The sequence below is a fragment of the Dyadobacter sp. CECT 9275 genome, from assembly GCF_907164905.1.
Classification (GTDB): domain Bacteria; phylum Bacteroidota; class Bacteroidia; order Cytophagales; family Spirosomataceae; genus Dyadobacter; species Dyadobacter helix.
This window is the reverse complement of record NZ_CAJRAF010000001.1, coordinates 1,186,666-1,199,845: the sequence shown is the minus strand read 5'-3', so window position 1 is coordinate 1,199,845 and position 13,180 is coordinate 1,186,666. Positions and strand designations below refer to the sequence as shown.

The 13,180-nt window shown below is 45.2% G+C and carries 12 protein-coding genes; 9 read left to right on the top strand and 3 right to left on the bottom strand.

The window, feature by feature from the left end:
* The first annotated feature begins 227 nt into the window (after positions 1-227).
* Complete coding sequence (locus KOE27_RS04915; protein ID WP_215237716.1) at positions 228-548, top strand: heavy metal-binding domain-containing protein; 321 nt, start codon at positions 228-230, stop codon at positions 546-548.
* Between the two features lie 442 nt (positions 549-990).
* On the opposite strand, the gene KOE27_RS04910 is transcribed toward KOE27_RS04915, so the two are convergent.
* Positions 991-1,452, bottom strand: coding sequence for a GNAT family N-acetyltransferase (locus tag KOE27_RS04910; RefSeq protein WP_215237715.1), 462 nt, complete (start codon positions 1,450-1,452; stop codon positions 991-993).
* A 166-nt stretch (positions 1,453-1,618) separates the two neighbouring features.
* Between KOE27_RS04910 and KOE27_RS04905 the strand changes: the two genes are divergently transcribed.
* Positions 1,619-2,335, top strand: a complete 717-nt coding sequence (locus KOE27_RS04905; protein WP_215237714.1) for a YebC/PmpR family DNA-binding transcriptional regulator — start codon at positions 1,619-1,621, stop codon at positions 2,333-2,335.
* Positions 2,336-2,398: 63 nt separating this feature from the next.
* On the opposite strand, the gene KOE27_RS04900 is transcribed toward KOE27_RS04905, so the two are convergent.
* Positions 2,399-2,857, bottom strand: coding sequence for a transcription elongation factor (locus KOE27_RS04900; protein ID WP_229252645.1), 459 nt, complete (start codon positions 2,855-2,857; stop codon positions 2,399-2,401).
* Between the two features lie 77 nt (positions 2,858-2,934).
* Positions 2,935-4,704: a T9SS type A sorting domain-containing protein gene (locus KOE27_RS04895; protein ID WP_215237713.1), complete on the bottom strand. Its 1,770-nt coding sequence runs from the start codon at positions 4,702-4,704 to the stop codon at positions 2,935-2,937.
* A 583-nt stretch (positions 4,705-5,287) separates the two neighbouring features.
* Between KOE27_RS04895 and KOE27_RS04890 the strand changes: the two genes are divergently transcribed.
* From KOE27_RS04890 to KOE27_RS04860, 7 genes are all read left to right on the top strand, one after another.
* Positions 5,288-6,208: an aspartate carbamoyltransferase catalytic subunit gene (locus KOE27_RS04890; RefSeq protein WP_215237712.1), complete on the top strand. Its 921-nt coding sequence runs from the start codon at positions 5,288-5,290 to the stop codon at positions 6,206-6,208.
* Between the two features lie 112 nt (positions 6,209-6,320).
* The gene (locus KOE27_RS04885) at positions 6,321-7,133 is read left to right on the top strand and encodes a crotonase/enoyl-CoA hydratase family protein (RefSeq protein WP_215237711.1); all 813 of its coding nucleotides are present in this window, start codon (positions 6,321-6,323) and stop codon (positions 7,131-7,133) included.
* A 10-nt stretch (positions 7,134-7,143) separates the two neighbouring features.
* Positions 7,144-8,037 (top strand): SDR family oxidoreductase, encoded by an 894-nt coding sequence (locus tag KOE27_RS04880; RefSeq protein WP_215237710.1) that lies wholly within the window; start codon positions 7,144-7,146, stop codon positions 8,035-8,037.
* Positions 8,038-8,185: 148 nt separating this feature from the next.
* Entirely contained in the window at positions 8,186-9,397 is a 1,212-nt protein-coding gene (locus KOE27_RS04875; RefSeq protein ID WP_215237709.1) for a GWxTD domain-containing protein, read from the top strand.
* Positions 9,373-10,152 (top strand): 23S rRNA (guanosine(2251)-2'-O)-methyltransferase RlmB, encoded by a 780-nt coding sequence (gene rlmB / locus KOE27_RS04870; RefSeq protein WP_215237708.1) that lies wholly within the window; start codon positions 9,373-9,375, stop codon positions 10,150-10,152. Before KOE27_RS04875 ends, rlmB begins: the two co-directional genes overlap by 25 nt.
* Positions 10,153-10,803: 651 nt before the next feature.
* The gene (locus KOE27_RS04865) at positions 10,804-11,808 is read left to right on the top strand and encodes an ABC transporter transmembrane domain-containing protein (RefSeq protein WP_215237707.1); all 1,005 of its coding nucleotides are present in this window, start codon (positions 10,804-10,806) and stop codon (positions 11,806-11,808) included.
* Complete coding sequence (locus tag KOE27_RS04860) at positions 11,801-13,165, top strand: HlyD family secretion protein (RefSeq protein WP_215237706.1); 1,365 nt, start codon at positions 11,801-11,803, stop codon at positions 13,163-13,165. Before KOE27_RS04865 ends, KOE27_RS04860 begins: the two co-directional genes overlap by 8 nt.
* Positions 13,166-13,180: the final 15 nt, after the last annotated feature.

Below are 13,180 nucleotides of genomic sequence, written 5' to 3'. Positions count from 1 at the left end.
TGAATAATGACAAAGCTACACATTAATGCGATTGCTGAATAAATCCGGATTTGTTTAGTTAAAAATCAAATGCATGGATATGTTTGTAAATCATCGCTAATATCCGTAATCTGCATAAGCCAAAATTTTGCCTTTTGGTACCGTTAAGCATAATTTTAAGTGCAGCCTCGCAAATTGAAATAACTTGCAGTCCCATTTATCCTCTTAATTTCAAAGATAACCACATCATGCTCGTAACCACTACTCCGAATATTGAAGGTAAAAAAATTTTGAAGTACATAGGGCTTGTCAACGGAGAGGCGATCATAGGCGCCAACTTTGTTAAAGATTTTCTGGCAGGCATCCGCGACGTGGTAGGCGGGCGTTCCGGCGCTTATGAACAGGGGCTCAGAGAAGCTAAAAGCATTGCCATCCGCGAAATGATGGAACAGGCGCAAAGACTGGGTGCAAATGCGATCATCGGGGTAGACCTGGATTTTGAAACTATAGGCGGCAACGGTTCAATGTTAATGGTAAGCGCTAATGGTACTGCCGTGCTGACAGAATAATTTAATATCGACTTGTCATTTTATTGATGTTATCAACGAGGGTGGTCCGCTCCGCGGGATTCTGTGTTATCTGAAGGCAGGCGTTCATCCCTCAGGTCAAAACAAAAAAATGGCCTACCGCATAACAGTAGGCCATTCCACGTAAACCCTCCTCTATCAGTGTTCGTCAAAAATGTTATTGGATGTCTGACGGGCGTCAGTTCCTGAACAACAATTTGCTTGACTGAAAACTAATAACTAAAATTCTGTGCCAAAGTATTAAGTTTATTTTTACCGAACAAGGAATCATGAAATTATGTGTGAAAATTGTAGCCCAAATACTACAAAAAATGAGTAAAGTTTAATATTTATTCGATATTAAAGAAAAAATAGTAAGACGACCTGTATATTTTTTCGACAAAAATGGGAAAAGTATCTACAATATTATCCACATAATGTGGTATTATTCGTTAAAAACACGCGTCATTTCAATATGTTCTATATTATCCTCCAGATAAATGCTTCCCGACTGCCGAAAATGAAAGGTTTCATAAAACTTTTTCAAATATAGCTGGGCACCGATTCTGATATTTCCTTTTCCGTAGAAATTATCAACACATTGTATCGCTTTATGGACCAATTCAACACCATACTTCCTTCCCCGACCCCGCGGAGATACCACGATCCGTCCTATGGAAGGAAACTCATAGGAAATTCCCGGAGGTACAATCCTTGCCACCGCCATTAATTCCCCGCAGTCCCAGCCCAGCAAATGGTGACATTGTTGGTCCTTGTTATCCATGTCCAGAAAATTACAGTTCTGTTCCACCACAAACACTTCGCTTCTTAAACGCAACAGCTGATATAATTCTTCATTCGACAATTCCTCAAAGGTTTTAAGCGTCCAGTTCAGTTGATTTTCCATATGCATCAAATTAATCGGGAAAGTTTTTAATTTTTATCTGATTTAGCTCGTCTTTTATAAATTTGCAGCATAATTAAGTACTCCCTTCCGGAAAACACCAGCATCAAACCCGGTATTTTCCGGAAGGTTTAAACACAAGCCTGGTTAATAGTAAATAAAAAATTGCATGGGAAGAGCATTTGAATATAGAAAAGCACGCATGTTCAAGCGTTGGGATAAAATGGCCAAGACCTTTACCAGGATAGGTAAAGATATTGTACTGGCCGTAAAAAGCGGCACTGCCGACCCAAATACGAATGCCAGACTCAGGGTACTTCTTCAGAATGCCAAGGCTGCCAACATGCCAAAAGAAACGGTGGAGCGGGCGATTAAAAGAGCCAGCGCCAAAGACCAGGACGACTACAAGGAAATGGTATATGAGGGCTACGGGCCACACGGTATTGCCATACTGGTGGAAAGTACCACCGACAACCCCACACGTACTGTGGCCAATGTGCGCAGCTATTTCAATAAACTGGGCGGCAGCCTGGGTACAATGGGTATGCTGGACTTCATTTTTGACAGAAAGTGTATTTTCAAGGTAAAAAATGACGGCAAAAAAGATGTTGAGGAACTTGAGCTTGAATTGATCGACTTTGGAGGTGAGGAGGTGTTCATCGACGAAGAAACCAACCAGATCAATATCTATGGTGAATTTACTTCGTTTGGTACGCTACAGCATTACCTGGAAGAAAATGGCTATGAAATTGTGGAGGCCGATTTTGAAAGAATTCCGAATGATACCAAACAACTATCAGACGAAGAGGTGGCTGAGGTTGAAAAACTCATAGAAAAGATTGAGGAAGATGACGACGTTCAGCGGGTTTATCATAACATGGGCTAACCCCGCCATTACCAGTATGCAGGTGACGGTACAGCGTTGGCGGGTTGCCAGGCTTACTTAATTTCAGATAAGTCCGGTAATATGCTGGTTTTTACCCATAAAACTGAACGTGTCGCCGGAGCTTTTGCCCATCAATGCCACTCCGATCGGGGAGGAAGATGAAACGGCCATGACCGTTTCATCTTCATAGCTTATTTTACCCAGACTTACCGCTACAATGAACCTTCCGGCAGTGGTGTTCACAAGGGAACCAAGCGCTACCCGCTCCGTAACTTCATTGGGATTTATCCTTTCCAGAAGTACCCGCTCCTGCCGGGCCGACTCATATTGACGGGCAAACATATCCCTGTCCAGCTGCCCCATGGAGCGGGAAGTTTCATACTTATCTCCCATGGAACTCTTCCCCTGCTCGTTTGCCGATTCCTGTGCGGCCTCCATCGCTTTCCAGGCAGCCTGCATCCGGGCATCCAGCGTCATTTTTAAGTGTTCAAGCAAAGCCGCTTTATTCATCAGTTGTTTCATCGTTTATAAACGCAAAGAAACAAATTATAAAGCTTCATCCCCAATCCGGGCCGCGGCTGTATGAAAACGCTGAGTCATCAGTATTTCACAAACTTCCTGACAACCGTATTTCCCTTTTCATTTTTAATTTCAATAAAATAATGCCCCGGCACCAGGGAGGAAACATTAATTTTTTCAGTGTCAGCACTTTGAAGAACTGCCGTACTGCTAACATCCAGGATTTTCAGGCTTTTCAGTGTTCCTGACTGAAATCCTTTTACCTCCAGCATATCCCGGACCGGATTAGGATAGATATAGGCATTTTTATCCTCTGCATCTCCATGAACCGCTATGATTCGGGAATACTCAAACTGTCCGTCCAGATCAACCTGTTTCAACCGGTAATAAGCCACAGGCGCAAGAATTTCATCCGTAAAGTTATAGTTGCTGACCATTGTACTGTTACCTACTCCGGCAACCTCTCCTATCTTTTCAAAAGAAATACCATTGTACCCCCGTTCCACTTCGAAATGGTCATTATTTCTTTCCATGGTGGTGGTCCAGGTAAGCCGGTTTCTGCCATTTGCAAGATTTTGTCCCTCAAATTTCAGGAGGGTTACAGGAAGGGGCGATTCGGGCAACGGAGGCGCAGAAGCCATAAGCGGCTCTGACTCACTTAAGAAATTGGGACTTGTACTGGTGATTGCCTCAAACCACTTTTGCGCCGCGGCAGCCTGCCCGTATGTACTGAAATGCAGCCCGTCGTAACGGAATTCAACATCTTTCGGTACTCCATTCTCCATCACCGTCCCGTATCTTTCTATACTGTTGAGGTCGGCTCCTTTAAAAATATTGTTGGACAGGTCGACCATTTCATTCTGGGCCTGCGCTATTCTTGAGCTCACCCCATCATTATTTCTACAGGCGATCGCTATCATCCACGCCAGATCCTGATAACCCGCTTCGGAGCGCGACTTCTCAATAACTTTCCCATTGTTGAACTTAAAATTGGTACCCTCCTCATCATTACCTTTTATGTCATTAACCCCATGTCCTGAAAGTACCCCGCGTAATCCCGTCCGGGGAACGAACCTGTTCATACCATTCCGTACATTCGCGTAAGGCATTCTCAGATCATATTTAATAAAAGAGTGCTCAAAGGGAATGTCATAGGCCGATTTATAGAAATACTCTATATTACTTCCTCCGAAAGCCGCGCTGTAAAACAGAACAGGGACACCTAGCGCATTCACGAGCTTATCACCTAGCTGTGACCAGAACCAGGGGATATCCGCGCTCGGCGACATGCCACACGTTTGGCATAACTGCGAAAACTGAAGAGGTGGTAAATTATCCGGGTTTGCGGTCAGCCAGTACTGATCCCACAGGGGCTTATTGGTATTAGGATTAATGGAAGAAACCTGATCACTGGTAGCCCCAAGAGATGGGGACAGGTCTGACCCGCCCGAGGCATTGGAATGCCCCACAATGTAAAACACTTCTCCGATGCCCACCTTGGAAATAAACTGGATTGCTCCTACCTGCACATCATTCTTTAATCCTCTTACCTCAAGGTCATAACGCCCTCCTTTAAGCCCGATATTTCCTGAAAAAACTCCACTGACCGGGTTCGTTGCGATGGTGGTCCACCCAATTGACGTTCCGCTCTCACCTGCACGCGAAGTAGCTCGAGCCTCCACCCTGTCAATAGGTGAAGTAAAAGTTCCGGTAATATAGATATAGCCAAAATCCTCCTTATTTCGTTGAAAGACAATTCTTTCCGGAGGAAATGATACAGCGAACTGAGAAAATGCCCGGAGGCTGAAAAGCAAGAAGGCAATCAGAAAAGTAAACTTATTGTGTTTCATATAATTAGTATGGTGTGTTTTTCAATAACCCGGAGGCCGAATGCGGGAAGTAAAAAATGTTCGCACCCAAAATCAGACAAAAGCCTTCTTTTGGAACTGACTGAAAATCTGAAAAAAGTGTGGGTACTAAACTGGCAGCCTTACATACATTTATGATGATTTTCAACAGAATGAATTTTTCAAAGAAGTATCAAAACATTTTTATTGAAAATATTCTACAAACTAGTTTTATAGTAGTAGAATATTTTGTGATTTTTACAAAAATATAACTACTTATTTAAGTTCCAATACTACAACCCGATTAAATATGTTACAGCAGCGATTGCGTAAAGGGAAAAGGGTTTTGCCTGATGCTGCTTTGTCAACCGTTACACGGTGCTGATCCATGCGGGATGAACTAAAAAATTTGATAGTTTTCAGGGGTGGCGTCCTTCTGCCGGGCTGTGCGGCTGATCAGATAAACCAAGTCGGGATAAAACCGAGTGAAGGATTGAGCGGGATCAATCCTTTCAAAAAATAAAAGTTTGTGCTTTCCGAATGCGCCTTCCTTATTATCTTTGCCAAACTTTCTTGCATATCATCAATGACAAAACTTTCGGTCCGGCACTTACTTGGAATTAAAAACCTGAACGAGAACGACATCCAAACTATACTGGAAACAGCCACGCAGTTCAAAGAGGTTATTAACCGGCCGATCAAGAAAGTCCCCTCTCTAAGGGACATCACCATTGCCAACGTTTTTTTTGAAAATTCAACCAGAACCAGGTTATCCTTCGAACTCGCCGAAAAACGACTGTCTGCTGATGTAGTCAACTTTTCGGCATCGGGCAGTTCCGTAAAAAAAGGGGAAACCCTGCTGGACACTGTAAATAACATTCTGGCCATGAAGGTGGACATGATTGTGATGCGCCACAGCAGCCCCGGAGCACCGCATTATTTGGCAGACCGCATCGCCGCTAACGTGGTCAATGCAGGAGATGGTACGCACGAACACCCCACACAAGCTTTACTGGATGCCTTTTCCATGAAAGAAAAACTGGGAGATCTGGCAGGTAAAAAAATTGCCATTATCGGTGATATTACCCACTCCCGCGTTGCGCTGTCAAATATTTTCTGCCTCCGCAAGCTGGGCGCCGAAGTAATGGTCTGCGGACCTTCTACCCTGATTCCCAAACACCTGGCCGAGCTTGGCGTTAAAATATCCCATGATGTGAAGCAGGCATTACAATGGTGTGATGTTGCCAATGTGCTCCGGATACAACTTGAAAGACAGCAGATCAAATATTTCCCGTCACTCCGCGAATACGCTCTCTTTTTCGGGATCAGCAAAGCAATGCTGGATGACCTGGGCAAAGAAATCGTACTCATGCACCCTGGGCCCATTAACAGAGGTGTCGAACTTTCTTCGGATGCCGCAGACTCCCGCCATTCCATTATTCTGGATCAGGTAGAAAATGGTGTAGCAGTAAGAATGGCTGTCCTTTACTTACTAGCCCAGCAATAATCCCGGCCTGCAGGATCGCATTTATTTGTAATATTATATGTTAAAATTTTTATATTTGTCGAATAGTATGCTTGCATAATAATCACTTCCTGTTGTTAAGATAGCATCCGGTATGACTTATAAAACTTTGCTGTTTCATGTTGAGGATCATATTGCCTTTGTATCTTTCAACCGCCCCGAAAAAGCTAATTCCCTGGATCAGGAATGCTGGACAGAATTAAAGACAGTTTTTCAGGAAATAAATGAACTAAGGGAAGTACGGGTAGTGATCCTCGCTGGTGAGGGAAAACATTTTTGCTCAGGAATAGATCTTCAGCTATTTCAAAGTCTTATAAGTTCCCAGGAGGAGAGCTGCGAGGCGCTAAAATCGGAAAAGCTCCTGAAAGCGATCACCTCCTTGCAAACAGCAGTGATGGCCATAGCAGATTGTGCAAAACCCGTTTTGGCAATGGTTTCAGGTGCCTGCCTCGGTGCCGGGCTCGATATCGCCAGTGCCTGTGATGTCCGGTACACAAGTGAAGATGCTTTTTTTGCCATTAAAGAAATTGATTTAGGCATGGTCGCAGATTTGGGAACGCTACAGAGATTACCCCGGCTGATACCGCAGGGGTATATCCGTGAACTGGCATTTACTGGCAGAAATCTGCCAGCAAAGGAAGCTCAGCAAATCGGGTTCGTGAATGCATGTCTGATCAATAAAGAAGAATTACTACGCCACGTGTCCGGTATTGCTGCCCAGATAGCCTCCAAATCACCGTTGGCTACTCGCGGAACAAAGCATATACTGAATTACAGTATGGATCATTCCGTTGCCGATGGCCTGCAGTATGTTGCTACCTGGAACGCATCCAGGATGGTTTCCGATGATTTGAAAGAAGCTTTTAGGGCCATAGCTGAAAAACGGGCACCACAGTTCAAAAACTAAAAGGAAATGTATGCAACACCTTGAAGGAATGTTAAGGGAAGGATCCCTGAAAGATAAAACCATCATTATCACCGGAGGTGGAACGGGGCTGGGAAAATCAATGGCCGGTTATTTCCTAAAACTGGGTGCCAATATTGTCATCTGCAGCCGTAAATCCGAAGTGCTGGAAGCCACAGCAAAAGAATTAACCGAAACAACGGGTGGTAACGTATTAGCCCTGCCCTGTGATGTGCGAAAACCCGAACAGATCGAAAACGTTATTTCCTTGGCGATCGAAAAATTCGGACAAGTCAATGGGCTGGTCAACAATTCGGCAGGTAATTTTATAAGCCCAACCGAGAGGCTTTCCTATAAGGCCGTCGATGTGGTAGTTGACATTGTTTTACGCGGCACGTATTATTTTACACTTGCGCTGGGTAAATACTGGATTGAAAATAGGATCAAAGGTACAGTCCTCAACATATCCACTACCTATGCCTGGACAGGTTCGGGCTGGGTGGTCCCTTCGGCAATGGCGAAGGCAGGTGTACTGGCGATGACCAAATCGCTGGCTTTTGAATGGGCAAAACACGGGATCAGACTAAATGCCATTGCACCAGGCCCTTTTCCCACAAAGGGAGCATGGGACAGGCTGTTTCCGGAAGAACTTTCCAGGAAATTCTCTTTTGAAAACCGTATCCCACTTGAAAGGACGGGAGAGCATCAGGAGCTGGCAAATCTGGCGGCTTATCTGGTCTCAGACTTTTCGGCCTATATGACTGGTGAGGTGATTACCCTGGATGGCGGAGAAGTACTGAACGGAGGACAGTTTAATTTCCTGAGGGAAGTGTCTGACCAGCAATGGAATGCGATAGAAGAACAGATCAAAAACGCGAATCGGGAGAGCAAGAATGGCCCACAATAATTTTTTAACGGTTTTATTGGGTAATTTTACCACTTCGTTCGTTATTTGACAAATGAAGATATTCTGGTCTATGAAAACATTTTTCGGATTCTGCCTTTTCCTGGTGTCGGTTATTGCCTTCACAGGATGTTCGTCGTCGAATAAAACAATGAAAAAAATACCCGAAGCGCAGGTGAGGTCTTCGGAGCGGCAGGTTCAGCCGGAACCCGCAGAAGAGCTTTCGGTGATAGCCATTCAGAGCAAATATCTGCTGCGGGACACCACACAGACAAAGGTGTTTTTATATGTGGATGCCTACAAAGGTAAAAATATCATCACTCCATCGGAGTTTATCAGCGTTTTTAACCTGAACTATGTCATCTATTCTGATTACGGAACACGTGAACGCCTGGGTTACGGCAACGTAAAACTGGACACGGATAACGTCAGACGTATAGACAACAAAATCGTTATCAGTTTTGATGTAAAAAGTCCCAATCGTGATTACGGTGTTTTGTTAAGCGAAATCAGCCAGACGGGTACGCTAAAAAAAGTATTGAACGATCTTACCATTCGCTTTAAGAAACAGACAACCGGGGATCTGTACGGTATCTATACCGATGCCAGTGATGAACCCCTGCAGCGCCATTACATTAATACCAACCAGACTTTCACACTTAAAAAGATTAACGGCGGGAAGGACCAGCTCCATGTTTTTTATTACGACCATACATTTGAAGCTGCCGGTTCTCCTATGAACACCGCACCAAAAGGCGTTTCCAAATCACTGGATGTTGACAGCTCTTTCACCATCAGTTCTGACGAACCGCTCAAATTTACAAAAGAAGGGTTGTACAATATCTTTACGGATACTACCCATAGTGAAGGACTCGGATTACTGGTCGTAAACGAAAGGTATCCGAAAGTTACACGTCCGGAGCTCCTGCTGGAACCTCTGCTGTATGTGAGTACCAACACAGAAATAAATGAGATAAAAAAAGCCGAGAACTATAAAAAGACGCTCGATAAATACTGGCTTTCGCTTATGAACGGCAACGCACCTGTGGCGCAGCAGTCTATCCGCTCTTTTTACGGACGTGTGGAAGAAGCCAACCAGCTCTTTACAACCTATAAGGAAGGCTGGAAAACCGACAAAGGAATGATATACATTGTTCTGGGCCCGCCGGATAAGGTACAGAGGAGTAAGGACAAAGAGGTATGGACTTACAACCAGCGCGGAAACGCACAGAATGTTAATTTTACTTTTAACCGAAGAAACAATCAATTTGTAGACGACCATTATGAGCTGGTCCGGTATGCCGAATACCAGCCCATATGGTACCCCGTAGTAGAAGCATGGAGAAACGGAAGTATACGCTAAGACAGCCAGCCCCTCGCCCACCTCAAGCCGACATGGTTTTTGGTACCCAGTCCGTATTGGAAACCCTTCGTTCAGGCAAGGAAATAGAACGATTATTTATTCAGCGAGAGCTTGGGCTTTCTGAAATTGAAAAACTTGCCAAGGAACTTGGTGTACTGGTTCAGCGGGTACCTGTTGAAAAACTGAACCGCCTCACCAGGAAAAACCACCAGGGTGCCGTATGTTTCGTATCTCCGATCCGTTATGTCCCGCTGCATAATGTACTGACGCAGGTTTACGAAGATGGAAAAACACCGCTATTTCTTTTGCTTGACCGCATTACGGATGTGCGGAATTTCGGGGCTATTGCGCGGACTGCGGAATGCGCAGGAGTCCAGGCGCTGATAGTACCTCAGAAAGGCGGAGCGCAGATCAATGCCGATGCCATGAAAACCTCATCAGGAGCGTTGAACTACCTTCCTGTTTGCCGGGAAATAAGTTTAAACGAAACATTGAGATACCTTAAGGATAGCGGTCTTCAGATTGTAGCCTGTTCGGAAAAAACAGATTCATCACCCTATAGTATTGATTTCACCATTCCTACCGTCATTATCATGGGGTCTGAGGAAGATGGTATTTCGAAAGACCTCCTGGACATAGCGGATTTTGGCGTACGTATTCCTCTGCTGGGCCAGGTCGAATCGCTGAACGTGGGTGTTGCAAGCTCCATTGTACTTTATGAAGCTGTAAGGCAGCGCGTGTCAATCCCTGTCTGATAGCCTTACCTTGTTTAGTCTTGCGGTTTCTTTCCGGCGATTTGCCTGAGAGAAACCGTTCTTTTTATATAAAAGCACAAAAACGTCGTTCATCGGCAAATCCGGCTGCTACTTCAACTGCCTTTAAAAATCATCCGTTATCTCCACCACATCGCCTGGCCTTTTGTCAGACGGTTGTTCCATGGGAATCCAGCATCTGGATATATCTTGGGGGTAATAAATATCAGCCAGGATACTTATTACCCCCAAGAGCTCAATTGTAAAATACCGTTACTAAATTTCCCCGTACACCGGCCCCGTTTAGTAATATTTTCTACAACGTGGTTATACCTGGATTTTTTAGCCCGGATTCGGCTTTATCAAAACCATTAAGACAGACTCCCCAAACCGCTTTTTTCCCGACTTATTAGAATCAGATTAGAGTTATATTACAACGAAATTAGAGTTTGACAACAGTCACCTATAGTTACCTGATCGGATACATTTTTTTTGGTACTAAATAAAAAAAGTCCTGTACTGTAACAAGAAAATGCAGGATAAGGTACAATTTTTGAGAAATTTGCAGAGTTCTAATTGTTGTTAAATGAACAATCCGATCATTTTTATTCGGACAACAAGTACCAATGACCATCCTTACTATCATCAATCCGAATGGGTAAAATTCCGAAGGCCGAAGTCCCGACCCCCTGGCAACGGCTCATTGCATTGCTTTATGTCGAACGCTCGACGATCAACTATATCTTTATTTACGCGATTCTGATTGGCCTTATCGGGCTCACGCTGCCACTGGGTACCACAGCCGTTTTCAATCTGCTTTCCAATGGGGCTTTGTACAGTTCCACGTATGTGCTCATCGGTGTTGTGCTGATCGGTGTAATAATCGGTGGTATTTTACTGATCGGGCAGCTTTCGCTTGTGGAACTGATCGAACAAAAAATCTTTACGAAGGCGTCGCTCGAATTTGCATACCGTTTTCCGCGGATTAAGAAATCGGAACTGGAAGGTGAAAATCCGCCGGAGCTGGTGAACCGGTTTTTCGATGTGATTACCATTCAGAAAGGCCTGACCAAACTGCTGGTAGACATTGTAGCGGCAGGGGTGCAAATCGCGCTCTCGGCCATTTTACTTTCCTTCTACCACCCCATTTTCATGACTTTCGGCCTGCTGACTGTCCTGGCTACCGTTGTAGTCATTTTATTGTACTACAAAAGAGGAGTCAAAACCAGCATAGAGGAGTCGCACCATAAATACGAAGTGGTTGCTTATCTGGAGGAAGTAGCAGGAGATCTGGACAAGTACCGTGGGATGCCGGATAAGCTCCGACAGGTAATCATCAATACAGACCGTATCACAGCGGACTACCTACAGTCACGTAATGACCATTTCTGGGTTCTCAGGAAATTTTTTGCAAGCTCCGTGATCGTCAGAACAATGCTGATGGGCGGGCTGCTTTTCCTGGGATCCTATTATGTTGTACAACGACAAATGACACTCGGACAATTTGTAGCGGCAGAGGTGATCATCGTACAGATCAGCTATGCCATAGAAAAATTCATGACAAACCTTGACACCATTTTTGATATGGTAACGGCAAGTGAGAAAATTGCGGCGGTAACCGACCTGGAGCTGGAGGAAAGTGAGGTGCGCCATGGCTAGAAATACCGACCTGACCAAGCGAATCGACTGGGAGGAGCTGGGTATCCTTTCTGACAGACAGATCCTGAAAACACAGGGCTCAAGGCTACTCGGACGCATTATGCTAATCCTGCTATTTCTCTTCCTCATCGTACTTTTCCTGCCCTGGCGCCAAACCATTCCCGGCAGGGGTACCGTAACGGCATTGGCGCCGGAAGACAGGCCTCAAACGGTCCAAAACCAGATCGGAGGCCGCATTGAGCATTGGGCCGTTCGGGAGGGACAGCAGGTAAAAAAAGGAGATACCATCCTGGTGCTTTCGGAAACCAGCCAGTCCTATTTTGACCCTAAGCTACCACAACGCCTGCAAGAGCAGCTACAGGCAAAAGAGGGGTCAGAAAATGCAGCAGCCCAAAAAATGGATGCTACAATGGAACAGATCAACGCCATGACGCTGGGCTTGAAAATTCAGCTCACCTCGGCACAAAATAAAGTAGAACAGGCCGTAAACTATGTGAAGGCCGACAGCGCCGATCTGATTGCGATCCAGAAATTTTTCGAGATCAGCAAAGCCCGATTGGACAGATATGAAGCGGGTTATAAAAATGGCCTTTTTTCACTGACCGACATTGAAAGCCGTCGTCTGAAATTACAGGAAGATAATGCAAAAGTCATCAGCCAGGTCAACAAGCTGAACAACTCCCGCCAATCCCTGCAAAATGCCCGCATTGAACTGGATAATATTCAGGCGAAGTACCAGGAGTCGGTCGCAAAGGCGCGCTCGGATCTCAGCTCGGCGCTCTCCAGCAGGGTAAGCGCACAGGGAGAAATTGCCAAGCTCCAGAATGAGATATCCAATATCAATATACGGCGCGGGCTCTACGTGGTACGAGCTCCACAGGATGGTTTCGTGGTGAAAACATTAAAAGCTGGTATTGGTGAAAACATCAAAGAAGGGGAATCTATTGCAACACTTCAGCCATTAAAACCACGTGTGGCAGCAGAAATTTACGTAGATGCCATGGACGTGCCTCTGATACTGGACAGCAGTGATGTACGGCTGCAGTTTGAAGGCTGGCCATCCGTACAATTTGCGGGCTGGCCATCTGTGGCGGTAGGTACGTTTGCAGGTACGGTGAAGGTTATTGACCTGGTGAGCAGCGGAAATGGCAAGTACCGCCTGCTGGTAACCCCTACCGCTCCGGTACCTCACAACGACGAACCCTGGCCAAAGCAGCTCAGGCAAGGATCAGGTGTATACGGACGGGTAATTTTGCGTCCCGTGCCTATCTGGTATGAAATATGGCGGTTACTGAATGGCTTTCCGCCAAGCCTGGAAAGAGAACCCCAAAAAGAAGATACTGGAAGTAAAAAGTAGAACGAAGCCTACGCA